The sequence below is a fragment of the Luteipulveratus flavus genome, from assembly GCF_029439465.1.
GTDB lineage: Bacteria > Actinomycetota > Actinomycetes > Actinomycetales > Dermatophilaceae > Luteipulveratus > Luteipulveratus flavus.
Genome location: NZ_JAROAV010000030.1, coordinates 1 through 21102 on the forward strand (window position 1 = coordinate 1; position 21102 = coordinate 21102).

General features: G+C 71.9%; 17 protein-coding genes. 14 read left to right on the forward strand and 3 right to left on the reverse strand.

Annotation, left to right across the window (positions count from 1 at the left end; genetic code table 11):
• Positions 1–154: 154 nt before the first annotated feature.
• Entirely contained in the window at positions 155–1501 is a 1347-nt protein-coding gene (locus P4R38_RS11720; protein WP_277192302.1) for an AI-2E family transporter, read from the reverse strand.
• Positions 1502–1632: 131 nt separating this feature from the next.
• Between P4R38_RS11720 and P4R38_RS11725 the strand changes: the two genes are divergently transcribed.
• Positions 1633–2820, forward strand: a complete 1188-nt coding sequence (locus tag P4R38_RS11725) for a Fic family protein (RefSeq protein WP_277192303.1) — start codon at positions 1633–1635, stop codon at positions 2818–2820.
• Here P4R38_RS11725 and mce read toward each other — a convergent pair.
• Positions 2817–3254, reverse strand: coding sequence for a methylmalonyl-CoA epimerase (mce, locus tag P4R38_RS11730; RefSeq protein WP_277192304.1), 438 nt, complete (start codon positions 3252–3254; stop codon positions 2817–2819). The genes P4R38_RS11725 and mce overlap by 4 nt on opposite strands.
• A 79-nt stretch (positions 3255–3333) precedes the next feature.
• On the opposite strand from mce, the gene P4R38_RS11735 reads away from it, so the two are divergent.
• Positions 3334–4539: an acetyl-CoA C-acetyltransferase gene (locus P4R38_RS11735; RefSeq protein ID WP_277192305.1), complete on the forward strand. Its 1206-nt coding sequence runs from the start codon at positions 3334–3336 to the stop codon at positions 4537–4539.
• 20 nt (positions 4540–4559) lie between these two features.
• Positions 4560–5519 carry a methylmalonyl Co-A mutase-associated GTPase MeaB gene (meaB, locus tag P4R38_RS11740; protein WP_277192306.1) on the forward strand — a complete coding sequence of 320 codons (960 nt, stop codon included), beginning with the start codon at positions 4560–4562 and terminating at the stop codon, positions 5517–5519.
• Positions 5520–5535: 16 nt separating this feature from the next.
• Here the strand turns inward: meaB and P4R38_RS11745 are convergent, their stop codons facing one another.
• Positions 5536–6540: a GNAT family N-acetyltransferase gene (locus P4R38_RS11745; RefSeq protein WP_277192307.1), complete on the reverse strand. Its 1005-nt coding sequence runs from the start codon at positions 6538–6540 to the stop codon at positions 5536–5538.
• A gap of 64 nt (positions 6541–6604) precedes the next feature.
• On the opposite strand from P4R38_RS11745, the gene P4R38_RS11750 reads away from it, so the two are divergent.
• The 11 genes from P4R38_RS11750 (at position 6605) to P4R38_RS11800 (ending at position 21102) form a co-directional block, all read left to right on the forward strand.
• Positions 6605–8305: an FAD-dependent oxidoreductase gene (locus P4R38_RS11750; protein ID WP_277192308.1), complete on the forward strand. Its 1701-nt coding sequence runs from the start codon at positions 6605–6607 to the stop codon at positions 8303–8305.
• 9 nt (positions 8306–8314) lie between these two features.
• Positions 8315–8626, forward strand: a complete 312-nt coding sequence (locus tag P4R38_RS11755) for a thiamine-binding protein (protein WP_277192309.1) — start codon at positions 8315–8317, stop codon at positions 8624–8626.
• Positions 8623–9153: a GNAT family N-acetyltransferase gene (locus P4R38_RS11760; protein ID WP_277192310.1), complete on the forward strand. Its 531-nt coding sequence runs from the start codon at positions 8623–8625 to the stop codon at positions 9151–9153. The genes P4R38_RS11755 and P4R38_RS11760 overlap by 4 nt, the downstream gene beginning before the upstream one ends.
• Before the next feature lie 230 nt (positions 9154–9383).
• On the forward strand, positions 9384–12488 hold the full coding sequence (locus P4R38_RS11765) for an ABC transporter permease (RefSeq protein WP_277192311.1): 3105 nt from the start codon (positions 9384–9386) through the stop codon (positions 12486–12488).
• Entirely contained in the window at positions 12485–15658 is a 3174-nt protein-coding gene (locus tag P4R38_RS11770) for an FtsX-like permease family protein (protein ID WP_277192312.1), read from the forward strand. Before P4R38_RS11765 ends, P4R38_RS11770 begins: the two co-directional genes overlap by 4 nt.
• Positions 15655–16500: an ABC transporter ATP-binding protein gene (locus tag P4R38_RS11775; protein WP_277192313.1), complete on the forward strand. Its 846-nt coding sequence runs from the start codon at positions 15655–15657 to the stop codon at positions 16498–16500. Before P4R38_RS11770 ends, P4R38_RS11775 begins: the two co-directional genes overlap by 4 nt.
• Positions 16497–17306, forward strand: coding sequence for an ATP-binding cassette domain-containing protein (locus P4R38_RS11780; protein WP_277192314.1), 810 nt, complete (start codon positions 16497–16499; stop codon positions 17304–17306). The genes P4R38_RS11775 and P4R38_RS11780 overlap by 4 nt, the downstream gene beginning before the upstream one ends.
• Positions 17307–17316: 10 nt before the next feature.
• Positions 17317–17838, forward strand: a complete 522-nt coding sequence (locus tag P4R38_RS11785) for a MarR family winged helix-turn-helix transcriptional regulator (RefSeq protein WP_277192315.1) — start codon at positions 17317–17319, stop codon at positions 17836–17838.
• Between the two features lie 16 nt (positions 17839–17854).
• Positions 17855–18172, forward strand: a complete 318-nt coding sequence (locus P4R38_RS11790) for a hypothetical protein (protein WP_277192316.1) — start codon at positions 17855–17857, stop codon at positions 18170–18172.
• Positions 18173–18266: 94 nt separating this feature from the next.
• On the forward strand, positions 18267–20021 hold the full coding sequence (locus tag P4R38_RS11795; protein ID WP_275236609.1) for an acyl-CoA mutase large subunit family protein: 1755 nt from the start codon (positions 18267–18269) through the stop codon (positions 20019–20021).
• 79 nt (positions 20022–20100) lie between these two features.
• Entirely contained in the window at positions 20101–21102 is a 1002-nt protein-coding gene (locus tag P4R38_RS11800; RefSeq protein ID WP_277192317.1) for a tetratricopeptide repeat protein, read from the forward strand.

Here is a 21102-nt window from a genome sequence, read left to right on the forward strand (position 1 = left end):
GCCCCGCCCTCTCCCCGGCGAAAGATGGCGGCTGGCACAGGTAGGCGTGTGCTCGCGACCACCTTTTGCCGGCGGGCCGCGCCCTCTCCCCGGCGAAAGATGGCGGCTGGCACAGGTATGCGTGTGCTCGCGACCACCTTTTGCCGGCGGGTGGTTACTGGTGCTCCTGGCGGGGGACCAGGACCTCTTCGTAGAGGAGCAGCAGACCGGCGGCCACCGGGATGGCCAGCAGCGCGCCGAGCACCCCGAGCAGGGTCCCGCCGGCGAGCGCCGCCACGACGGTCACAGCGCCCGGAACGGCCACCGTCCGCTGCATGACGCGCGGCACGATGAGGTAGTTCTCCACCTGCTGGTAGATCAGGTAGTACACCCCGACGACGATCGCCTTCTGCGGCTCGACGAAGAAGGCCACCACCGCGACCAGGACCGCACCCAGCGTGGCCCCGACCATGGGGATCAGCCCGAGGAAGCCGACGACCACGGCGAGCACCGCCGCGTACGGGATCCCCAGGATCGTCATCATGATCCAGCTGCAAGCGGCGTTGATGGTGGCGACGAGGACCTGGCCGATGGCGTACGAGCCGACCCGCCGCATGATCTCCTCGCTGAGCGAGATGAACCGGGGCCGACGGGTGGCCGGGACCATCGCGTACGCGGCCTGCTTGACCCGCGGCAGGGACGCGAGGAAGTACAGCGTCAGGATCAGGATGGTGAACGCCTGGAACAGCCCGCTCGCGACCGCCTTGCCCGCGCCGAGCACGCCGCCGAAGACCTGGCTGACGAACGCGCCGTCGTTGATCCGCTTGTCCATCTCGGCCTGGACCTTGGTGCCGATGTCGTAGTTCTGGTCGAGGTCCTTGACCCAGCGCTGGGCGAGGAAGTCGTCGGCGATGTGGGGCGCGTTGTTGCCGAGCTCGGTCGTCTCCTGGACCAGCGGCGGCACCACCAGCCACGCCAGCAGCGCGAAGACGCCGATCAGTCCGAGGCACACGACCGTCACCGCACCGGAGCGGCGCATCCCGCGTCGGCAGAGCGACTCGACGATCGGGTTGAGGGCGAGGGTAAGGAAGAACGCGACGAGCAGCACCGTCAGGGTGGTGGTGAGCCGGGTGATCAGGTGGACCAGCGCGTACGCCAGCGCGACACCGATGGCGGCCATGAACCCCACGTAGATCGGGGAGGCGCGGTTGATCGGCTTGCCGATGCTGCCGTACGCCGTCGTGGTGCCCTCGGCGGTACGCGGCCGCTCGGGCGTCGGCCCGTCGCCGCCCTCGGCGCTCCCGAGCGGCGTGGCGCCGCCGGTCGACCGTCGCGGCTCCGCCGGTTCCGGCGTCGGCGCCAGGGAGGTGTCGCTCGGGAACTGGTTGCTCTCGCGCAGGGCGACGCGCTGCTGCTCCTGGAAGGCGCGCCAGCGGCGCATCGCGTCACCGGGTCGGTAGTGCGGTCGGTCGGGTGCCCGCAGCCGAGGTCGGCGCAGTCGAGGGCGGGGGAGCGGGCTCACCGGCGCATTCTGTCCCACCCCTGCGTCCGATGTGTGTCACCGGAGGATCCCCGTGGTGTCGAGCGCGCGGCGACCTGAAGCGTGGTGTCACTTATAGCCATAAGTGACACCGAGGCGGTAACCTCCGTGTCATGTCCACGTCCTGGCCCGCGCTCCGCTGGGAGGAGCAGAGCTGGGACCCCGGGCCTGGATGGGGGCGAACCCCCCGCGAGCGGGCGCTGGCCGGCCGGCGCTACCGGTCCGCTCTCGCACCGCCCATCACCGACCGGGTCCTGCGAGTGGACAGCGACGTGCTCGCGCACGCGGAGGACGCCGCTGCTGCCATGGCCCGCTTCGATGCGAGCGGCCCGATCCAGTACGGCGCCGTCATCGCCATCCTGCTGCGCAGCGAGTCGGCGTCCTCGTCCCAGATCGAGCAGATCAGCGCCTCCGCGCGGGCCGTCGCCGAGGCCGAGCTCACCGGCCGGGGACGGGGCAACGCGGCAACCGTCGCGGCGAACGTCACGGCGATGCGCGCCGCGCTGGAGCTGTCCGACCATCTGGACGTCTCGGCAGTCGCTGCCATGCAGGCGGCCCTGCTGCAGGAGAGCGCCCCGCACATGGTCGGCTGGCGCACCGAGCCGGTGTGGATCGGCGGCGGCTCGTCCACGCCGGTCGACGCCGACTTCGTTCCTCCCCATCACACTCGGCTCGCCGCGGGTCTGGAGGACCTGGTGACCTTCATGGAGCGCACCGACCTGCCGGTGCTGGTGCAGGCCGCGATCGCGCACGCCCAGTTCGAGACGCTGCACCCCTTCCCGGACGGCAACGGCCGTACGGGCCGGGCCCTGGTGCACGCGTTCCTGCGGCGCAAGGGGCTGACCCGGTCGGTGACGGTTCCGGTGTCCGGGGGCCTGCTGGCCGACCGTGAGCGCTACATCGCAGCACTCACCACCTACCGGGCGGGACGTCCGGAGGCGATCGTCCGGGTGTTCGCCGACGCCGCGTTGCACGCCGTCGATCACGGAGGGCGGCTCGCGGCCGAGCTGACCCAGCTGCAGCGTCGATGGGAGACGCAGCTGACCGCCCGCGTCGACTCCGCCGCGTGGCGGCTCCTGGTGGAGCTCCCGGCCCATCCGGTGCTCGACGCGTCGACCGCCGCCGAGCTGATCGGGAGCGACCGCCGGAACGTGCACCGCCACCTGCGCGCGCTCGTCGACGCCGGCATCCTGCGCAGCGCGAACCACCACGGGTCCGGGCGCATCCTGTTCCGTGCGCCCGAGGTGCTCCAGGCGCTGGACACGTACGCGGAGGCGGTCGGCCGGCGGTCCCGGGGCTAGTGGGCCGGCTCGACCAGCTCGACGAGGACGCCGCCGGCGTCCTTGGGGTGGACGAAGTTGATCCGGCTGCCGGCCGTCCCGCGACCCGCCTCGTCGTAGAGGAGGCGCAGCCCGCGCTCGCGCAGGACGGCGCTGACGGCGTCGAGGTCGCTCACCCGGTAGGCGAGCTGCTGCAGGCCGGGGCCGTTGCGGTCCAGGAACGTCGCGATCGTCGACTCCGGCGTGAGCGGGGCGAGCAGCTGCAGCCGGGTGCCGCTGCCGTCCTCGCCGATCTGCAGCATCGCCTCGCGGACGCCCTGCTCCTCGTTGCGCTCCTCGTGGACGGCGACCACGCCGAAGGTGTCGCGGTAGAACGCCAGGGCTTCGTCGAGGTCGGCGACCGCGATGCCGACGTGGTCGACCGCCTCGAACAGGTGGGTGGGAAGAGCGCTCATGTCCGCCACCCTAGAATGGGTGGGACGAGCGTCACGTTCGCATCCCGTCGCTCCCACCATCGTTGCTGGAGGCTTCCCCATGTCCGAGTCCACCGACCGCACCCCCGTCCTCGTCGCCGGCGCCCGGACGCCGATGGGCCGGCTGCTCGGCTCGCTCAAGGACTTCTCCGCCGCCGACCTCGGCGGGTTCGCGATCGAGGGCGCCCTCGACAAGGCCGGCGTCGCCGGCGACCAGGTCGACTACGTGATCATGGGCCAGGTGCTGACGGCCGGCTCGGGCCAGATCCCGGCGCGCCAGGCGGCGGTCAAGGGCGGCATCCCGATGTCCGTCCCGTCGCTGACGATCAACAAGGTCTGCCTCTCCGGGGTGGACGCGATCGCGCTCGCCGCCCAGCTGATCCGCGCCGGTGAGTACGACGTCGTCGTCGCCGGCGGCCAGGAGTCGATGAGCCAGGCGCCGCACCTGCTGGCCAAGAGCCGCGAGGGCTTCAAGTACGGCGACGTCACGATGCGCGACCACATGGCGTACGACGGCCTGTGGGACGCCTTCACCGACCAGGCGATGGGCAACCTCACCGAGGACGCCAATGTCGCCGACCAGGAGTTCTCGCGCGAGGAGCAGGACGCCTTCTCCGCGCGCAGCCACCAGAACGCCGCGAAGGCCTGGAAGGACGGCCTCTTCGAGGACGAGGTCATCAGCGTCAGCATCCCGCAGCGCAAGGGCGACCCCATCGAGTTCCGGGAGGACGAGGGCATCCGCGCCGACACGACCACCGAGTCGCTGTCGAGGCTGCGCCCGGCGTTCCGCAAGGACGGCACGATCACCGCCGGCAGCGCTTCGCAGATCTCCGACGGCGCCTGCGCGGTCGTCGTCATGAGCAAGGGCCGCGCGCAAGAGCTCGGCCTCACCTGGCTGGCCGAGATCGGCGCCCACGGCGTCGTCGCCGGCCCGGACTCCACGCTGCAGAGCCAGCCGGCGAACGCCATCGCCGTCGCGTGCGAGAAGGAGGGCATCGAGCCCACCGACCTCGACCTGGTGGAGATCAACGAGGCGTTCGCCGCGGTCGGCCTCGCCTCGACCAAGCAGCTCGGCTACGACCCGGAGAAGGTCAACGTCAATGGTGGCGCCATCGCCCTCGGCCACCCGATCGGCATGTCGGGCGCGCGTATCGCGCTGCACCTGGCCCTGGAGCTCAAGCGGCGCGGCGGCGGCATCGGTGTGGCCGCCCTGTGCGGCGGTGGCGGCCAAGGCGACGCGCTCATCGTGCGCGTCCCGCAGGCCTGACGTCCGCGGACGCGAGTCGTATGCCGAGGGGACCGGTCGACGTCCCGGCGCTGGTGGCGGCCGCCCGTGAGGGTGCCCCCCGCGCCGTGGCCCGGCTGATCACACTCGTCGAGAACGCCGATCCTGCGCTCCGAGAGGTGATGGCCGCGCTCGCCCCGCACACCGGGCGGGCGCGCGTCATCGGCATCACCGGTTCGCCCGGCGTCGGCAAGTCGACCTCCACGAGCGCGCTCGTGAGCGCCTGTCGGGCCCGCGGCTCGCGCGTCGGCGTCCTCGCGGTCGACCCCACGTCGCCATTCTCCGGTGGCGCCCTGCTCGGAGACCGGATCCGCCTGTCCGAGCACGCCCTCGACCCCGATGTGTACGTCCGCTCGATGGCCAGCCGGGGTCACCTGGGCGGCCTGTCCTGGGCGACCCCGCAGGCGCTGCGCGTGCTGGACGGCGCGGGCTGCGACGTCGTCCTGCTCGAGACGGTCGGCGTCGGTCAGAGCGAGGTCGAGGTCGCCGGGCTGGCCGATACGACGGTGGTGCTGCTCGCGCCCGGTATGGGTGACGGCGTCCAGGCCGCGAAGGCCGGCATCCTGGAGGTCGGCGACGTGTTCGTCGTCAACAAGGCCGACCGCGACGGCGCCGACGTCACGGTCCGCGACCTGCGCGGGATGATCTCGCTCGGCGACCGCAGCGAGCCGGGTCGGTGGCGACCGCCGGTGGTGAAGACGATCGCCGAGAAGGCCGAGGGCGTCGATGACGTCATGGAGGCGCTGGACAAGCACCTCGCCTGGATGCAGGAGGGCGGGGCGCTGCGCGAGCGTCGCGTCCACCGCGCGAGCCGGGAGGTCGAGGCCATCGCGGTCCGTACCCTCCGGGAACGCATGGGTGACGTCCGCTCCGGTCACGGCCTGGACGAGCTCGCCGCCGAGGTGGTCGACGGCCGCACGGACCCGTACGCCGCCGCGGACCGCCTCGTCGCCTCGCTCTGACCGCGGACGCCGCGCGTCAGAGGTGCTTCTGCACGACGACCAGTCGCTCGACCGTGCGGAAACCGACCTGCTCGTTGATCGCGTTCATCGCTGCGTTGTCGCCCGCGTTGTCGGTGAAGACCGTGGTGCACGTCGGGTGCGCCTCCAGCAGCGCGCGCTGGTTGGCGATCTTGAGGGCGAGGCCGAGTCTGTGTCCGCGGTGCTCCGGCAGCACGAGCGTTCCGGACTGCTCGGCTCGCCACGGCGTCGCGGTGTCCACACCGATCTCGGAGAGTCCGACGAGCGCACCGGTCGCGTCGCGGGCGACCGTCGTGACGACCGAGCGGCAGATCCGCGCGTGCCGCTCCTCACGCTCGCGGACCCGCTCCGGCGTCCAGGTCTGGGCCTGCATCTCCAGGTCGCCCACCGGGACGTCGGCGCTGAAGGCCGTGCGCAGCCGGCTGTACCCCGGCAGTGCCTCGTCCGGCACCCGGTCCAGGAAGGTCTCGATGTGGTAGTCGCGATGGCCGGCGGCCGCGTGTGCCGCCAGCGCGTCCCAGTCGGCCTGATGGGCCCGCAGCTCCAGCGTCTTGACCTCCTCCTCCAGTGCCGACTCGTACCCGGTGGCCCGGGCGAAGTCCAGCGCCGTCGGCGGCCCGGAGGTGGGCACGTACGCCTCAATCGCCATGGTGCGGCGGTCGTGGTGACGCGCGTACGCCTCCAGCGCGTCCAGGACGGTGCGTCCGACGCCGCGGCGTCGGTGGGACGGCAGCACGAAGACTTCGCCGTACGAGGCGCTCAGGTTGTCGGCCATCGGGAGCAGCACCTGACCTGCGCCGACCATGCCGCCCTGGTCGTCGTGCGCGCTGATGAAGGTCGACGTGCTCTCCGTGCGGGGGTGCCGGGCACCGGCCAGGCAGGCATCCCACGACCAGTACATCTCGTACGGTCGGCTCCGCTCGGCCTCCTGCCCGACCTCCCAGTGCTGGCGCAGCGCCGCTTCGTCGGACGGGTCGATGACGTGTGTGCTCCAGGTCCTCACGGCGAGCAGCGTAGGTGGCGCGGCACCGGCACGCTCGCGAGTTCTCGCGGTCTACGCTCGCTGGATGAAGGCAGAGAAGCCGGCGATCCTCCTGGTGACGGGCGACCACCGCGACCAGGTCAGCGAGGAGATCTCGAGCCGCTACGGCCGTGACTACGACGTGGTGGTCGCCGGGGGCCTCGGCGAGGCGGTCGCCGCCGCCCAGGGCCTGGTGGCCCGGCACGCGCCCGTGGCCCTCGTCGGAGTCGAGTACTCCCTGCCGGACGCGCAGGGTCTGGTCACCGTCGACTGCCTGCACGCCCTGATCCCCACCGCGAAACGGCTGCTGCTGACGCCCTGGGAGGAGTGGGCAGCGGCCAAGGAACCCACCCAGCAGGCGCTCGGCGCGGGTCGGCTGGACTTCTCCCTGGTGATCCCGCGTGGCGCGCGGGACGAGGAGTTCCACACCGCCATCACCGAGTCCCTGTCCGACTGGGGCTGGACCACGGGCGGGCCGGTCGTGGACTCCGTGCGCATCGTCGCCGATCAGGAGACGTCCGAGCTGACGGTGCTGCGCGACTTCCTGGACCGGATGGGCGTCCCGTCGCGCGTCTACCCTTCCGACCACCCCGCCGGTCAGGAGGTGATCGCCCAGGCGGTCTCGGCCGGCCGTCCGGTCGACCAGCCCCTGGTCGCGGCGTTCGACCGCGACCCGATCTCCCGGCCCACCATCGGCAAGCTCGGGCGGGTGATGTTCGGCGACCCGGACGCGCTGGGGGAGGGCTACGTCGCCGACCTGGCGATCGTCGGCGCCGGCCCGGCGGGGCTCGCGGCCGCGGTGTACGGCGCGTCCGAGGGCCTGGAGACGGTGGTCCTGGACTCCGAGGCGATCGGCGGCCAGGCCGGGACGAGCTCGATGATCCGCAACTACCTCGGTTTCCCGCGCGGCATCTCCGGGATGCGGCTCACCCAGCGGGCGCGCTTCCAGGCGGCCCGGTTCGGCGCGCGGTTCTTCGCTGCGCGACCGGTCACGTCCCTGGACCCCGGTGTCGACGGCGAGCCGCACACCGTCCACCTGGACGGGCACCGCATCCGCGCCCGTACGGTCCTCATCGCCTCGGGCGTCTCCTACCGGCGGCTGGGGGTGCCCGGCATCGAGGCGCTCGTCGGCCTCGGCGTCAGCTACGGCGCGGCGATGAGCGCCGCCCGCGACTGCACCGGCCTGGACGTCTGCGTCGTCGGCGGTGGCAACTCGGCCGGGCAGGCGGCCCTCCACCTGTCCCGGTTCGCCCGGTCGGTCTCGATCCTCATCCGACGCGACAGCCTCGAGGAGACGATGTCCGCGTACCTGATCCGGGAGATCGAGGGCAACCCGCGCATCGTCGTCCGGCCGCGCACCGAGGTCGTGGACGGCGGCGGCGGCAACCGGCTGGAGTGGCTGAAGCTCAAGGGCCCGGACGGCGAGCCCACCAAGATGCACGTGGGCGGCCTGTTCCTGCTGCTCGGTGCGAAGCCGTGCGTCGACTGGATCCCGGACTCGGTGACCCTGGACGAGCGCGGGTTCGTCCACACCGGGCGCGACGTCCCGCCGCAGCGGTGGGGTGGTGAGGTCCCTCCCGCCGCCCTCACGACGAGCGTGCCGGGGGTCTTCGCGGCCGGTGACGTGCGCTCCGGCTCGATGAAGCGGGTCGCGTCCGCCTCGGGCGAGGGGGCGGCCGTCGTCCCTCTGGTGCACACCTTCCTGGACGCGATGGCGGGCTCTCCCGCGCCGGCGCCGTCCGCCTAGGTTGGGTCCATGCTCTTCGCGTTCTCCGTCGCCCCTGCCACCACCGACTCCGAGGACGGCTCGGTCAGCGCCGTCGTCGCCGAGGCGATCAAGGTCGTCCGCGACTCCGGTCTGCCGCACCGGACGGACTCGATGTTCACGACCATCGAGGGCGAGTGGGACGAGGTCATGCCGGTCGTGAAGGCGGCCTGCGACGTCGTGGCCCGGCACAGCCCCCGGGTCAGCCTCGTGCTCAAGGCGGACCTTCGCCCAGGCCTCACCGGTCAGCTGGACGCCAAGGTGCAGCGGGTCCAGGACAGGCTTCGCGAGCTCGAGTCATGAGCGAGGACAACGGGTTCCGGCTGTACCGGATCCGTCCCCCGCGGCTTGAGGACGCCGATGAGATGGGCCGGCTGCACGTCCAGGTCTGGCGTGAGGCGTACGCCGACGACATGCCCGCGGAGTACCTCGCCTCGCTCGACCCGCAGGTCCGGGCCGGCTGGTGGCGCACCATCGCGGCAGGCGAGGCGGAGGGCACGGCGGCGCAGGCAGGCAGGACCACCCGCGTCGCGGTCGACCCCGAGACCGGTGCGCTGGCCGGGTTCGCCACGGTGGCACCGGCCCGCGACGACGACGCCCCGACGCCCGTCGAGCTGTGGGCGCTCAACGTGCTCCGCGCGCACTACGGCACCGGGGCGGCCGGGCAGCTGCTGGCCGCCACGCTGGGCGACCGGGCGGCGTACCTGTGGGTCGTCGAGGACAACGGCCGGGCGCAGGCGTTCTACCGCAAGTACGGGTTCGAGCTCGACGGAGGCGCGTCGCGGCACGACGACTCGGGCGCAGAAGAGGTCCGCATGCTGCGGTCGTGACAACGCCGTGACCTGAGTGATCGGCACGTGACCGGACCGTGACGGCATCGTGCCCGAAACCGGCTGCGGTGTCACAAGGCCCGTCGATAGCGTCGCGATGTTCCATTGCTCACCCCGTTGTGATCGCTTCGTTCGCGACGGCTGCAGTCATGGGTGCCCTGTGGGGACAGGGTTCAGGGAGGACATGAGACATGCTCGCAGCGTTGCGGTTTCGTCGAGGTCAGGCGGTCGTGCTGGCTCTGCTGTCGATGGTGGTGACGGCGTGCGCGGTGTTCGCGCCGGTCTACCAGCACTCGTTACGCGAGTCGTTGGTCAAGGCCCGCCTGACCGAGCTCGCGCCCGTCAATCGAGACCTGACATTGCGCTCGTCGGTGAACCCGCGGCTGAACGACGTCTCCGAGCCCGAGAGCTTCGACGTCCTGGCCGACGCGGTGCCCGCCGATCTGCGAGCGGCCCATGGTCTCGCCCGTCGTGAAGCGCGAGCCCCTGTCAGCTTCGACTCCGCACCACTCACGATGCTGTCCGTCGACGGCATGTGCCAGCACGTCCGCATCGTGTCGGGAAGGTGCCCCGGTGATCGCAAGGGCGAGGCGCTGGTGTCGGACGCGCAGGCCAAGGTGCTGCACTGGAAGGTCGGCGACCGGGTGGCGCTCTCCGTGCCGGTCGTCGTGGTCGGCACGTACGCGCAGCCGCCGAGCGACCCGTACTGGGGAGGTGAGCCGTTCAACCTCGGCACCGGAGCCCGCGTCCAGGTCGCCCCGAACGCCCCACACCCGCTCGACACGGTGCTGGTGTCCATGGCGACCCTGGACGGTGCGGGGCTTGCCGAGTGGTCCCGCACGATCTCCTTCCCGATCCGCGACGACGGTGTGACGGCCGGCAACCTGCCGTCCTTGGCCGCTTCGGCCCAACGGCTGGCGGACGGTGGTCACGGCCTGCAGTATGTCGACGCACGCACGTCCCTCCCGACCGTCCTGACCGCCTTCCAGGAGGACGAGCAGCAGGCGGGCGTCATCGTCCTGGTGACCCTCGTCCAGCTGCTCCTGCTGGTCGTGGTGGTGCTGCGCCTGGTGCTCGCGGCCGCGGTGGAGCAACGCCGCCGTGAGATGGCGCTGGCGCGGCTGCGCGGTCTGGGACAGCGTGGCGCACGCGAGCTGGTGGCCCGCGAGCTCGGGCTGCCGCTGCTGCTCGGCGTGCCGTTGGGCGTCCTGCTCGCCCTGGCCGTCGATCAGGCCGCGCGAGCGTGGTGGCTGGTGGACCGGGTGCCGTACCCGTTCACCTGGACGATCCTGCTCGCGGTCGTGGTCGCGACCGCGCTGCTGGCCGGGACCCTGCTGCTCTCGGTCCTGGCGGGCCGGTCCCAGACGATCGGAGACCAGCTGCGCGGTGTGCCGGAGCGCAGCAAGGGCTGGGGCCTGCGGGTCATGGACGCGGTCGTGCTCAGTGCGGCGACCGTCGCCGTGGTCGCCGCCGCGACGGGCAACGTGGAGGGCCCCGTCGCGTTGATCACGCCCGGCGTGCTCGCACTCGCCATCGGCCTGGTGCTGGCTCACCTGGTGATCCCGGTCGCGGCACTGCTCGGCCGACGCCTGCGTCGCCGCGGACAGGTCGCCCGCTCGCTCGCGTCGTTGCAGGTCGCACGCCGACCTGCCGTCCGACGCCTGGTGACGGTGGTGACGATCGGGACCGCTCTCGTGGTCTTCTCGGCCAACGCAATCGGTGTGGCCGACGAGAACCGCGCCAACCGTGCCGCCGCGGAGGTGGGGGCTCCGCTCGTCCTCACGGTGGACCAGAGCCAGCGGATCGGCACCGCGCTCGCCGACACCCGAAAGGCGTTGCGCTCGGTCGATCCCACAGGTCAGGTCAGCACGCCGATGCTGCAGCTGTACCCACCCTCGGACTCGGCGCCGAGCCTGACCGCCGTCGACCCGGTCGCTTATGAGCGGATCGCGACCACCGGCGGGCGCACGCTCGACATTGCCGGTCTGAGCACGTCCGGCGTGAAGCCGCCTCGTATGAGGGGATTCCGGCTCACCACGACGATCTCCATGGACTCGCTGGAGCAGAATCTCGTGGGACTGGGGAAGTGGAGTCCGTTCACCTCTGCCACCTCGGAGATCACGGACGAGAACGGTAAGAGCTCGACCGTCACCGCGACGCCGCCCCATCTGCGCCTCTCCCTGACCACCGGTGAGGGCACCGCCACCACCGTCGATCTCGGCGCCGTGCCCGGAAACGGCCTCCGGGCGACGACCAGGAGCGTGGACGTGCCGTGCTCGGAAGGCTGCCGGATCGACGGGCTGACCCTCGCGCCGAACCCGCCGGACCGTTTCCTGCGCACGGGCATCACCCTGCGAGGGCGCATCCGGCTGACAGGAATGCGCACGAACGTCGGCCCGGTGGCCGGGATGAACGACCTGCGCCAGTGGGTGGACAAGTCGTCGAAGACCAGCAGCGACGACCACGTCAGCCTGCGCGCCGTCGCCGGTGGACTCGGCCTGAACTGGCTGACTCAGGACAACACGGTGACCCTGAAGCAGCGGGCCGGGCTCGAGCGCGGGTCGGCGATCATGTCGCAGTACGCCCGCGACAACGGCGAGCTGGCCGGCGCGTACTCGGGCGGTGCAGTGCAGCTGCCCTCCCTCGCCGGCTCCGACGTGCAGTACCGCGCCATCCGGGTTTGGCCCTTCGTGCCGGGTTCGGACCTGAACACCGCGCTCGTCCCGATCGAGGTGGTGACCGCCAAGACCGAGCGGCTGGACGATGCGAAGGCGACGCTCAAGGTCCTCTCCAGCGATGCCTCCCCGGCCAACGAGGCGCGGCTCACGCAGGCGCTGGCGAAGGTGGGCGTCCCCGTGCTGGAGGTGGACCGGGTCAGCACCCGCAAGGAGGCGTACGACCGGTCCGCCTCGGCCTGGGGACTCCAGCTCGGGCAGGCGGTGGCGGTGGCGTCGCTGCTCGTGGCGCTGCTGGTGATCCTGGTCGCGGCCGTGACGTCCTGGCGCGAGCGGTCACGTGACTTCGGCTCCTTGCGACTGGCGGGCGTACCGGTGAGGGACCTGCGACGCGCCGCGGTGCTGGAGCAGTCGCTCGTGGTCGGTCTCGCCGTCGTCCTCGGCGCTGTAGCAGGCGTGATCGGTAGCGCGCTGAGCCTGAAACGCATCCCGTTGTTCGCGGTCGCACCCGACATACCCGTCGTCCATCTGGAGACACGGTGGTGGGTCGTCCTGGCCGTCACGCTCGCTCTCGGTGCGGCGCTGGTCGCTGCATCGATAGCGGTCGCTCGCGCGATCGTCGGCAGGGCAACGCTGGTGCGAGCGAAAGAGTCGGTGTGAGCCTCGCAGCACTGCGCTTCCGGCGGGGGCAGGCTCTGGTCCTGATGATCCTGTCCACGGTGGTCACGGCGTGTGTGGTGTTTGCTCCGGTGTACGAGCAGACGTTGCGGGATTCGTTGGTCAAGGCGCGACTGGCCGAGCTCGCCCCCGTGAACCGGGACCTGGTCCTGAGGTCCTCGGTGAGTGAGAGCACACTGTCCGCCCGGGGCGAGCCGCAGAACTTCGACACGATGGAGGCGACCCTGCCCGACGCGCTCCGCGCGGTTCACGGCTCACCGAAGCTCGAGGCGCGAGCGCCGCTGATGTTCGACGGTGCAGAAGTCACCATGCTGGCTGTGCAGGGCATGTGCGAGCACGTACGGGTCGTCACCGGCCGTTGCCCGAGCAGCGACAAGGGCGAGGCGCTGGTGTCCGCCAGGCAAGCACAGCTGGCGGGCTGGAAGGTCGGGTCCAGGCTCCAGCTCACGCCTGCTCAACCGGTCACGGTGGTGGGCACCTACGTCCAACGGACGAACGACCCGTTCTGGGGCAACGAGCCCCTCAATGTGGGGACGGGCACGCGTGGGATCCCGCGCGGCCCCAAGGCCCCGCCGGTGCTGGACACGGTGCTGGTCTCCTTCGGCACCTTCGACTCCGCGAGGCTCACTGAGTGGTCGCGCACGATGACGCTCCCGATCCGGGACTCGGCGGTGACCACGCGCAACCTGGCTTCGGTCGCCGCCGAGGCGGAGGCCGTTGTCGCCGGAGGCGAGGGCGAGATCAGCTACGTGGACGTCCGGACGTCCCTCCCCGACGTCCTGCTGGGCTACCGCGCCGACGAGGACCAGGCGGGCGTCATCGTGCGGGTCGCCGTCGTCCAGCTCGTGCTGCTCCTGGTCGTCGTCCTTCAGCTGGTTCTCGGCGCCGCGGTGGAGCAGCGCGGCCGTGAGATCGCGCTGGCCCGGCTGCGAGGTCTGGGCCGGGCGGGCGCTCGCCGGCTCGTGACGCGAGAGCTCGGCCTCCCGCTCCTCCTCGGCCTGCCGCTGGGTGTGCTGCTGGCCCTGGCGACCGATCGGCTCGCCCGGTCGTGGTGGCTCCTGGGCGGGCTACCGCCGCCGCCGTACGTGCAGGTCGCGTGGGCTGCCCTGGCCGCGGCCGTCGTGCTCGGGTTCACGTTGCTGCTCTCCGTACGACCTGACCGGTCGCAGACGGTCGCTGACCAGCTGCGCGGGGTGCCGGAGCGCAGCAGGGGGTGGCGCCTGCGCGTGCTGGACGCAGTCGTGATCAGCGCCGCGGTGGTCGGCGTCGCGGCCGCCGCGACCGGCAACGTGGACGGGCCTGTCGCGCTCCTCACGCCAGGCCTGCTCGCGCTGGCGGTCGGGCTGGGGCTGGCTCATCTGGTGGTCCCGGTGGCCGCGGTGCTCGGGCGGCGGATGCGTCGTCGCGGTGCTGCCCAGCGCGCCCTTGCTGCGCTGCAGATCGCGCGCCGCCCGGCCGTGCGTCGACTCGTGACGGTCGTGACCGTGGCCGCCGCGCTGACCGTGTTCTCGGCCAACGCGATCGGCGTCGCCGACCAGAACCGCGCCGACCGTGCGGCAGCCGAGATCGGTGCACCACTCGTGCTGACGATCGACCACAGCCTGCGGATCGGGACTGCCATGAAAGACGTGCAGCACGCGCTGCGGACGGTGGATCCGGCGGGCCGGACGAGCACGCCGATGCTCACGCTGTACCCCGCGTCCGACGCCGCGCCCAGCCTGACCGCGGTCGACCCGGTGGCGTACCAGCGCATCGCCCTGACCGCAGGCATGGACCTGGATCTGTCAGCCATCCAGTCCGTCGCGGCCCAGCCCGTCCGCCTGACCGGGTTCCGGCTCTCGGCGACCCTCTCCACCGACATGCTTCAGGCACGCGGTTTCGGCTACCAGGAGTGGGCGCGGTCGACTCACCGGTTCGACGCCCCTGATCCGGATGCTGAACCCGTCAACCGGCCTGGCACCTTCGGCAAGATCCTGCAACCGAACGTCTATGTGGACATGACGAACGCTCAGGGATCCAGGACCACCGCGAACCTCGGACCGGTGCCCGACCAGGGCGAGCACGCGGTCACCCGGACCGCGAATGTCGCCTGCTCCAACGGATGTCGGGTCGACGGGCTGAGGGTGGCGCCGAGCCGAGATGCCGATCGCAAGAGCCGAGAGATGATGGTGCGGGGTCGCGTGCGGGTGACCGGTCTGGCGACGAATGCGGCGCCGGTGGCGGGCGTCGGCACCGTGAGCCAGTGGGTGGACCGGTCCGACAAGTCCTCGGCCGAGGATCGCGTCGTCCTTCACGCGGTGCCCGGTGGACTCGGCATCGACTGGACGATGCAGGACAACACGGTGGCGCTCGTTCATCGCTCAGCTCTCGTTCGGGGGGCCGGCATCATGTCCCAGCGCGCACGCGACACGGCCGCGGCTGCGGGAGCGTACTCGGCCGGTCGTGTGCAGCTGCCGTCGCTGTCGGGTGCGGACCAGCAGTACGTCGCCCAGCGTGTCGTGCCGTTCATCCCGGGGGCCGACGGCAGCACGGTGCTCCTGCCCCTGTCCGCCGTGACCTCCACGACCGATCGCCTGGACGATGCCAAGGCGACGTTGAGGGTGCTCTCCAGCGACGCGTCGGTCGCGAACGAGAAGCGCCTGACCAGCGCTCTGGCCGCCGTGGGCCTCCCGGTGCTCGAGGTGGATCGGACGAGCACCCGCAAGGAGACCTACGACCGTTCGGCGTCCGCTTGGGGCCTCCAGCTCGGGATGGCGGTGGCTGTGGCCGCCGTGCTCGTGGCGCTGCTGGTGATCCTGGTCGCGGCGGTGACGTCGTGGCGAGAGCGGTCCCGGGACTTCGCGTCCCTGCGACTGGCCGGCGTGCCGGTGAGGGAGCTGCGGCGGGCGGCCGTGCTGGACCAGGCAGTGATCGTGGTCCTCGCGGTCGTCCTGGGCGCGGTGGCGGGAGTTGTGGGCAGCGCGCTGAGTCTGGAGCGGATCCCGTTGTTCGCGGTGGCACCGGACATCCCGGTCATTCATCTGGATACGCGGTGGTGGGTCGTCCTCGCGGTGACCCTCGCTCTCGGCGCCGCACTCCTCGTCGCGGCGATCGCGGTCGCGCGGGCGGTCGTCGGAAAGGCCCATCTGGTACGAGCGAAGGAGCTGGTGTGAGTAGCAACGGAGTAGCGGTCGAGACACGTGGCCTGGTCCACATCTACCGGGCGGACGGGCACGACGTCGCGGCGCTCGCCGGGGTCGACCTCGCAGTGGCACCCGGCGACACGCTGGCGCTGCTCGGCCCGTCCGGCTCGGGGAAGTCGACGCTGCTGACGCTGTGCGGCGGTCTGCTGCGCCCGAGCGCCGGCCGCCTCAGCGTGGGGGAGCACGAGCTCACGACGATGACCGAGCGTGAGCTGGACGTCATGCGGGCCCGCGACGTCGGGATGATGCTGCAGGGCGCCTCCCGCAACCTCATCCCGTACCTCACCCCGCGCGAGAACGTCGCCTTCGCCCAGGGCGCCGCTCGCAAGGCCGGCAAGGAGGTACCCGTCCCCGGCGAGGTGCTGGAGCAGGTGGGTATGGACGAGCACGCCGATGCTGCGCTCAAGGACCTCACCCCCGGTCACCTCCAGCTCACCGCGCTGGCCGTCGGAGTGGCGGCACGGCCGGGGCTGCTGCTCGCCGACGAGCCGACCAGCCAGCTCCATCACGACGCGAAAGCGACTGTCCTTCAGGCGATATCGGACATCAACGCTACCAACGGCACCACCGTCGTCCTGGTCACGCACGACCCCGACGTCGCGGCTGCAATGGGCCGCACCATCACCATCCGGGACGGTCGGATCGGGGCGGAGGGCCGCGACGGTGAGGAGTACGCCGTCGTCACCGCGGACGGCTCTCTGCCCCTGCCGCCGCACGTCCTGGACGACCTCCCACCCGGCACGCTCGTCCGCGTGCACCACACCGAGAGCGGCTGGCAGCTGCACCCCTTCGACGAAGGAGACGAGCGATGAGGATCGGACGGCGCAGGACCGAGACGGACCCGGGCGACGGCGTCGTCGTGGAGCTCGCCGGGCGGTCCGCGCGACTCCGGGACGAGCCCGAGGTCGTGCAGGAGCGGGAACGTGCTCGCCTGCCGCTCACGGTCGTCGGCGTCAGCGGCGGGTACGACGGGGTCGACGTCGTCCACGACGTCGCGTTCGAGGCGCAGCCGGGTGACATCCTCGCGATCACCGGGCCGTCGGGCGCCGGCAAGTCCACCTTGCTGTGGACGCTGATGGGGGCGCAGGGGGCCAGCGGCGGTCGGGTCCAGGTCGGTGCCCAGCGCATCGGCTCCCACGCCGACGCGCTGGAGGCCGGCGTCCGGCTGATGCCGCAGGGCAACGCGCTGGCCGCCACCCTCACGGCCGCCGAGAACATCGTGCTGCCGCTGCTGGCCACCGGCGTGGAACCCGCGCAGGCCGAGGCGCGTGCCGCGCAGTCGCTCGACGCAGTCGGGCTCGGCGACAGCGGCGACCACCTGGTCGAGGAGCTGTCCGGCGGCCAGCAGCAGCGCGCGGCGGCGGCGCGCCTGCTCGCCGCGTCCGCGGACGTCCTGCTGGCCGACGAGCCGACCAGCGACCTCGACGCCGTCAACCGGGCCCGCATCATGGCGCTGCTGCGCGCCGAGGCTCGTGCCGGAGCGGTCGTCGTCGTGACCACGCACGACCCGGAGGCCGCGGCCGAGGCCGACGCCGAGATCCACCTCGACGAGGGCCGGATGACGTGGGTACGGGGGCGCGAGCGTGCGGAGCGCGAGGAAGGCGTGCCCGCGCAGTAGGTTGGCGCGGATGAGCGGCCACACACCCCTGCCCTTCGACCCGATCCAGCGGGCCGCTCAGCTGTGGCGCGAACGCTGGGGTGACGACGCGCCGTACGCGGCGATGGCGTCGGCGACCTCCGTCATGAGGGCCCAGCAGCTGCTGCTCGCCGAGCTGGACGGCGCCCTGGCGCCGTTCCGGCTGACGTTCGCGCGGTACGAGGCGCTGGTCCTGTTGACCTTCTCCAGCGTTGACGGGCTGCCGATGAGCAAGGTGGGGGAGCGGCTGATGATCCACCCGACGAGTGCGACCAACATCGTGCAGCGGCTCGTGGCGCAGGGGCTGGTCGAGCGAGTCCCGAACCCGCGGGACGGCCGCGGCGCGCTCGCGCGCATCACGGCAGAGGGCCGCGAGGTGATGGAGCGCGCCGCGCGGGCGCTGCACGACATCGAGTTCGGCATGGGCGCCCTCGACGCGAGCGAGCACGCCGAGCTGTTCGGGCTGCTGCACACGCTGCGGGTCGGGCGCGGTGACTTCGTCGAGTCCGACTGACGGCCAAGGAGATCCGGTGCCCGAACCCCTCGACGTGCTCGTGTTCTACGTACCGGTCGACGCGGCCGACGCCGTCCTGGACGCGGTGTTCGCGGCCGGTGCCGGGGCGATCGGCGACTACGACCGGTGCGCCTTCCGGGTCCGCGGCACCGGCCAGTTCCGCCCGCTCGACGGTGCTGATCCGGCGATCGGGTCGGTGGGCGCGGTGGAGCGGGTCGAGGAGGAGCGCGTCGAGCTCGTCCTGCCGCGCCGCCTGCGGGACGAGGTCGTCACCGCCCTGCGCGCCGCCCACCCGTACGAGGAACCGGCGTTCCACGTGCTGGAGACCGCCTGACGGCCGACCTGACATTGCGTCGACGGAGTGCGTGAGAGGTGGGGTCGCTCGTCGGTTTCGACAACTACTTGGACGTCCACGTAATCTGGCTCACATGACGAGTACGCCGCAGCAGGGCAGCGGTCGCGAGCGTTGGGCGCAGCGATTCGCCGGAGCACAGTCCAAGGGCCAGGTGCGCGACGCCGACTTCACCACCCTGTCGGGGATGGCGGTCGAGCCGGTGTACGGCCCGGCCGAGGGCGAGGTGCCCGAGCGGATCGGCTGGCCGGGGGAGTTCCCCTTCACCCGTGGTCTCTACCCGACCGGCTACCGCGGCCGGACCTGGACGATCCGGCAGTTCGCCGGCTTCGGCAACGCCGTCCAGACCAACGAGCGGTACAAGCTGATCCTGCAGCGCGGCGGCGGCGGTCTGTCCGTCGCCTTCGACATGCCCACCTTGATGGGCCGTGACTCCGACGACGCCCTCGCCCTCGGCGAGGTCGGCCACTGCGGTGTGGCGATCGACTCCGCCGCCGACATGGAGGTCCTCTTCCAGGACATCCCGCTGCAGGACGTCACCACGTCCATGACGATCTCCGGCCCGGCCGTCCCGGCGTTCTGCATGTACCTCGTCGCCGCCGAGCGTCAGGGCGCCGACATCAGCAAGCTCAACGGCACGCTGCAGACCGACATCTTCAAGGAGTACATCGCCCAGAAGGAGTGGCTCTTCGCGCCCGAGCCGCACCTGCGTCTCATCGGCGACCTGATGGAGTACACCTCGGCCAAGATCCCGGCGTACAAGCCGCTGTCGGTCTCCGGCTACCACATCCGCGAGGCCGGCTCGACGGCCGCGCAGGAGCTCGCGTTCACCCTCGCCGACGGGTTCGGGTACGTCGAGCTGGGCCTCTCCCGCGGCCTGGACGTCGACACCTTCGCGCCCGGTCTGTCCTTCTTCTTCGACAGCCACCTGGACTTCTTCGAGGAGATCGCCAAGTTCCGCGCCGCCCGCCGCATCTGGGCGCGCTGGCTGCGCGACGTCTACGGCGCCAAGACCGACAAGGCGCAGTGGCTGCGCTTCCACACCCAGACGGCCGGCGTCTCGCTGACCGCCCAGCAGCCGATGAACAACGTCGTCCGGACGGCCGTCGAGGCGCTGGCCGCGGTCCTCGGCGGGACGAACTCGCTGCACACCAACGCCCTGGACGAGACGCTCGCGCTGCCGACCGACCAGTCGGCCGAGGTCGCGCTGCGGACCCAGCAGGTGCTGATGGAGGAGACCGGCGTCGTCAACGTCGCCGACCCGCTCGGCGGCTCCTGGTACGTCGAGGCGCTCACCGACCAGATCGAGGCCGAGGCGGAGAAGATCTTCGACAAGATCCTCACGATGGGCGGCAGCAGCGTCATGTCCGCCGACACCGAGGGCCTTGCCGCCCAGGTGCAGGCCGGCATCGGGCGTACGGACAAGGGCGTCTGGCCGATCACTGAGGGCATCCTGCGCGGCATCGAGGACGGCTGGTTCATGTCCGAGATCGCCGAGGCCGCCTTCCAGTACCAGACGGCGCTGGAGAAGGGCGACAAGAAGGTCGTCGGCGTCAACGTGCACACCGAGTCGATGGCGCACGAGCTGGAGATCCTGCGGGTCAGCCACGAGGTGGAGCGCGAGCAGGTCCGCGCGCTCGCCGACCGCAAGGCCGGCCGCGACCAGGCCGCGGTCGACGCCGCCCTGGCGACGATGTGCGACGTGGCGCGCGGCGAGGGCAACCTCATCGAGCCGATGCTCACGGCCGTGCGCGCCGAGGCGACCATGGGCGAGATCTGCGACGCGCTGCGCGACGTGTGGGGCGTCTACCGGGAGCCCGCGCGCTTCTGAGGCCGGGCGGGCGCGTCCCGGGACGCGCCCGCAGGGGTGCCCGGTTCACCCGGACGCGCCGGTCGGCGACAATGGCGTCATGACCCAGCAGCCCCTCAATGCAGCCGCGCTCCGTGGCGCCGTCGATCTGTCCGGTCTGGCCAAGCGGCCCGCGTCCGGGGGCGGCGCCTCCGGTGGCGCGCCGGCCGGTGGGCAGGACCCCGCCACGGGTGGTCCGCAGGACGGTCTCGTCGTCGAGATCGACGCCCAGGGCTTCAGCAGCCTGGTGACCGCCTCGACGCGCTACCCGGTCGTCATCACCCTCTGGGCGACCTCGCAGCCTGCGTCGCGCACGCCCGTCGACGAGCTCGCGCGGGTCGTGCGCAAGCAGGAGGGACGCGTCCAGCTCGGCATCGTCGACATCGACCAGGCGCCCGAGATCGCCCAGGCCTTCCAGCAGCTCGGGCAGGCGGCCCAGCTGCCACCCGGTACGCCCATGACGACCGTGGCGTTCCTGCAGGGGCAGCCGATGCCGCTGCCGCCCATCCCGTCCGAAGAGGCCGCCGAGCAGCTCATCGGCGAGCTGCTCAAGGTCGCCGTCAGCAACGGCGTCGCGGGTCGGGTGCCGGGTGACCACAGCGCCGACGCGCCCGAGGGTGACGACGCCGACGAGCAGGACGAGGACGAGCTCTCGCCGCTGCACCAGCAGGCGTACGACGCCATCGAGCAGGGCGACTACGCCGCCGCGATCACCGCGTACGAGCGGGCCCTCGCCGCTGACAAGGACGACGAGGACGCGCGGCTGGGGCTCGGCCAGGTCCGCCTCCTGCAGCGCACCGAGGGCGCCGACCTCCAGCAGGCCCGGGCCGCGGCCGCCGCCGACCCGAGCGACGTGGAGGCCGCCAAGACCGTCGCCGACCTCGACGTGCTCGGCGGCCACGTGGAGGACGCGTTCACCCGCCTCATCGACGTGGTCAAGGCGACCGCGGGCGATGAGCGCAACGCTGCCCGCGAGCACCTGATCAGCCTGTTCGACATCGTCGGCTCCACCGACCCACGCGTGAAGAAGGCCCGCACGGCCCTGATGTCGGCGCTGTACTGA